Origin of the sequence: Salipiger sp. HF18, assembly GCF_011806505.1 — a bacterium.
Lineage (GTDB): Bacteria > Pseudomonadota > Alphaproteobacteria > Rhodobacterales > Rhodobacteraceae > Salipiger > Salipiger thiooxidans.
The window spans coordinates 1-4178 of record NZ_JAATOS010000354.1; the positions used below are offsets into that span (position 1 = coordinate 1).

General features: G+C 67.1%; 3 protein-coding genes and 2 pseudogenes. 4 read left to right on the forward strand and 1 reads right to left on the reverse strand.

What is annotated here, in order from left to right; genetic code table 11:
* A pseudogene (locus HC022_RS20335) lies at positions 1 to 821 on the reverse strand (calcium-binding protein); the annotation flags it as partial.
* Positions 822 to 1087: 266 nt separating this feature from the next.
* On the opposite strand from HC022_RS20335, the gene frr reads away from it, so the two are divergent.
* The 4 genes and pseudogenes from frr to dxr form a co-directional block, all read left to right on the forward strand.
* Positions 1088 to 1651, forward strand: a complete 564-nt coding sequence (gene frr / locus HC022_RS20340; RefSeq protein WP_008883822.1) for a ribosome recycling factor — start codon at positions 1088 to 1090, stop codon at positions 1649 to 1651.
* 41 nt (positions 1652 to 1692) lie between these two features.
* Positions 1693 to 2349 carry a polyprenyl diphosphate synthase gene (gene uppS / locus HC022_RS20345; RefSeq protein WP_167453633.1) on the forward strand — a complete coding sequence of 219 codons (657 nt, stop codon included), beginning with the start codon at positions 1693 to 1695 and terminating at the stop codon, positions 2347 to 2349.
* Positions 2346 to 3131 carry a phosphatidate cytidylyltransferase gene (locus tag HC022_RS20350; RefSeq protein ID WP_008885395.1) on the forward strand — a complete coding sequence of 262 codons (786 nt, stop codon included), beginning with the start codon at positions 2346 to 2348 and terminating at the stop codon, positions 3129 to 3131. Before uppS ends, HC022_RS20350 begins: the two co-directional genes overlap by 4 nt.
* Positions 3131 to 4178 (forward strand): annotated as a pseudogene (gene dxr / locus HC022_RS20355) (1-deoxy-D-xylulose-5-phosphate reductoisomerase); the annotation flags it as partial. The gene HC022_RS20350 and the pseudogene dxr, both read left to right, overlap by 1 nt.

Here is a 4178-nt window from a genome sequence, read left to right on the forward strand (position 1 = left end):
TCGCCGCTGTAGCCGCTCATGTAATCCGCGCCGCCGCGGCCATCGAGCACGTCGTCGCCGCTGTTGCCGTAGATGCTGTCGTCGCCGTCACCGCCGCTTATGGTGTCGTCGCCGGTGCCGCCGTTCAGCAGGTTGTTGCCGGAGAAGGCGTTGATGAAGTCGTCGTCGCTGCCGCCGTAGACCGTATCGTCGCCCGAGTTGGTGATGATCTCGTCGTTGCCCGAGCCGCCGACGATCATGTCGTCGCCCGCGCCGCCCACCAGCGTGTCGTTGCCGGTGTAGCCGCTGATGTAGTCGTCTCCGTCGCCGCCCTCGACGCTGTCGTGCCCGGAGTTGCCGTAGAGGCTGTCGTTGCCCTCGTCGCCCTCGATGGAGTCGTTGCCGGTCCCGCCGCTGATGAGGTCGTTGCCCTCGTCCCCCTCGAGACTGTCGGCGCCGCCACCGCCGTAGATGGTGTCATCGCCGCTGTCGCCCTCGATGCTGTCCATCCCGGTGTAGCCGCTGAGGTAATCGTCACCGTCGCCGCCGTCGAGCGTGTCATTGCCTGAGTTGCCGTAGAGCGAGTCGTTGCCGCCCTCGCCGTCGAGGTCGTCGTTGCCGAGCCCGCCCGAGTAGTATTCCGGCGCATCGGTGCCCTCCCAGACGTCGTCGCCGTCCCCGCCGAGCGCCATCGCGAGCAGCGAGGCGCTGCGCTCGTTGTCGTCACTGGTCACGGCGATGGCGGCCAGCGCCGCGGTCTCCTCGGTCTGCGAAGCGGTCTCGCCGAACTGCTCCGAAAAGTTCAATTCAAGGTTGAGGGCTTCAGGCTTAGCGCTGTCCATGTCTCCGGGCTCCGATATGCGAAAGGCGAACGAATTCAGGGGTGGTAGTAGGAGAATGGGTAGCGGTGCCATCGGCAGCTGTCAAACTGCGCTGCAGCATGACGGCACCGCCAAGCGGGTTCCGGCCCGAGGGGGGCGGCAACGCGTCGGAAGGGGCGATGATTGCGCCGTCACGGGCCGTTTCACGGCAAGACAGCTATACATCCGGGCGCGCCTGTCCTAGAAAGCGGACCGAACGACAAACACCTGAGCGGGCAAGACCAACCATGTCAGAAGATTTCGAACTCGACACCGATGACCTAAAGCGCCGCATGGATGGCGCCATGTCGAACCTGCGCACCGAATTCGCCTCGCTTCGAACCGGGCGTGCCTCGGGCTCGATGCTGGAGCCGGTGCAGGTCGAAGCCTATGGCCAGATGACCCCGATCAACCAGGTCGGCACCGTGAACGTGCCCGAGCCGCGCATGGTCACCATCAACGTCTGGGACAAGGGCCTCGTGGGCAAGGTCGAGAAGGCGATCCGCGAGTCGGGTCTGGGTATCAACCCCCAGCTGAATGGCACCATCATCATGCTGCCGATCCCCGAGCTCAACGAAGAGCGCCGCCGCGAGCTGACCAAGGTCGCCGGTCACTACGCCGAGCACGCCCGCGTCGCGATCCGCAACGTGCGCCGCGACGGCATGGACCAGGTCAAGAAGGCCAAGGCCGACGGCATGGCCGAGGACGATCAGAAATTCTGGGAATCCGAAGTGCAGGACATCACCGACCTCTACATCAAGAAGGTGGACGAGGCGCTCGAGCACAAGCAAGAAGAGATCATGCAGGTCTGATCGGCGTGCGGGTGCCAGGGACCAAGGGAGTGGACCGCGTCATGCCCAAACCCATCCGCGAGGGGAACGGACCTCGGCACGTCGCCATCATCATGGATGGCAACGGTCGCTGGGCCCAGCGGCGTGGGCGCCCGAGACTGTTCGGCCACCATGCCGGGGCGAAGCGCGTTCGCGAGATCGTCGAGGCCTGCCCGGACCTCGGCGTGCGCTACGTCACGATCTTCGCCTTCTCTACCGAGAACTGGAGACGCACCCAGTCCGAGGTGGCGGGGCTGATGAGCCTGTTCCGGGTGCGGCTCGACAAGAAACTGGTGTCGCTGATGGACGAGCTCGAGCTCATGACCTCGGGCTGCACCGGCGTGAACCTCACCATCGCCATCAACTACGGCGGCCGTGACGAGGTGGCCCGCGCCACGCGGCGGCTGGCGCAGGACGTGGCGGCGGGCAAGCTCGACCCGGATGCGGTCAACGAAGAGACGCTTCCCAAGTACCTCGACACCTGCGTGCTGCCCGACCCGGATCTGGTGATCCGCACCTCGGGCGAGGCGCGCATCTCGAACTTCCTGCTCTGGCAGTCGGCCTACGCGGAATACGAGTTCATCGACACGCTCTGGCCGGACTTCTGCGCCGAGGAGTTCGGCCGACTGGTCACCGCCTATGGCAACCGCGAACGGCGCTACGGGGGCGTGAAAGCATGAACTCCTCGCGTTGGACGGACCTGCGGCCACGGGTGATCTCGGCGGCGGTCCTCATTGCACTCAGCCTGATCGCGGTCTGGGTCGGAGGCATCGCGTGGCGGGCCTTCATCTCGCTCGCCTGCGGCATCATGGTGTGGGAGCTGGTGCGCATGGTCGACACCGCCCGCGACAAGTCGGCGCCGGTGCTGGGCGTGCTGGCCGGGGGCTGCGCGCTCGCCGCCGCCTACCTGCCACCCGCCTTCGCGCTGCCGCTGCTGCTGCTGCCCTCGATGGCAGGCTTCGGCCGGATGGAGCGCGGCGGGGTGACCTATGCGGTCTTCACCGCTCTGATTCTGCTCGCGGGCTATGGTTTCATGAAGCTGCGCGCCGATCTCGGGCTGGTCTGGATGCTCTGGCTGGTCTGCGTCGTCGTGATCACCGACGTCGGCGGCTATTTCGCCGGTCGCGCGTTCGGCGGGCCGAAACTCTGGCCGCGCGTCTCGCCCAAGAAGACCTGGTCCGGCGCCATTGCCGGCTGGGTCGGTGCCGCGCTGGTGGGTCTTCTCTTCGCGGGCACCACCCACGCCGGGATCGGGCTCATGGGTATTTCGGTTGCCATCTCAATGGCGAGCCAGATCGGCGATATGGCCGAGAGCACGGTCAAGCGACGGGCAGGGGTCAAGGACAGCTCGGCCCTCATCCCCGGCCATGGCGGCCTGCTCGACCGCTTCGACGGAATGCTGGGTGCGGCGCTGTTCCTGCTGCTCGCCGGGCAAGTCGTGGACTTTCCCCCGGGGTTTTGATGCGACGTATCTCCATTTTCGGCGCGACCGGGTCCATTGGCCAGAACACCATTGACCTGATCGCCCGCAATTCCGCCGCCTATCACGTGGTGGCGCTCACCGGTGGCCGCAATGTCGCGCAGCTGGCCGAGGACGCGCGCCAGCTCCGGGCCGAGATCGCCGTCACCGCCGACGAGGCGCTGCTGCCTGACCTGCGCGAGCGCCTTTCGGGCACCGGCATCGAGGCCGCCGCCGGTGCCGAGGCGCTGGTCGAGGCGGCGCGCCGTCCCGCCGACTGGGTGATGTCGGCCATCGTTGGCGCCGCGGGGCTGCCTCCTGGGCTGGCCGCGCTCGAGACCGGCGCCACGCTGGCGCTTGCCAACAAGGAAAGCATGGTCTGCGCCGGGCCGCTGGTCATGGGAACCGCCAAGGCCCATGGCGGCGCCGTGCTGCCCGTCGACAGCGAGCATTCCGCCGTCTTCCAGGCGCTCATTGGCGAAGATCTCGACGCCGTCGAGCGCGTGATCATCACCGCCAGCGGCGGCGCCTTCCGCGACTGGCCGCTCGAGAAGCTGGCCGAGGCCACGCCCGAGCAGGCCGCGACCCATCCCAACTGGGACATGGGGCAGCGGATCACCATCGACTCGGCCTCGATGTTCAACAAGGCGCTCGAAGTCATAGAGACCAAAGAGTTTTTCGACATCGACCCCGAGCTGATCGAGGTCGTGGTGCACCCGGAATCGATGATCCATGCGCTGGTGGGGTTCCGCGACGGCGCGCTGATGGCCCATGTCGGGCCCCCGGCAGGAACTGCCGGTCGAGCGGCTCGACCTCGTCAAGCTGGGCCAGTTCACCTTCCGCGCCGCCTGCGAGACGCGCTGGCCGGCGCTGCGGCTGGCGCGCGAGGTGATGCGCACCGGCGGGCTCTCGGGGGCGGTGTTCAACGCCGCCAAGGAGCGCGCGCTCGACGCCTTCATCGAAAAACGCATTGGATTCACCCGCATGGCCGCCGTCGTCGAGGAGACACTAAACCGTGTTTCCGGCGAGGGGAGCTTCATTCATGCCGGG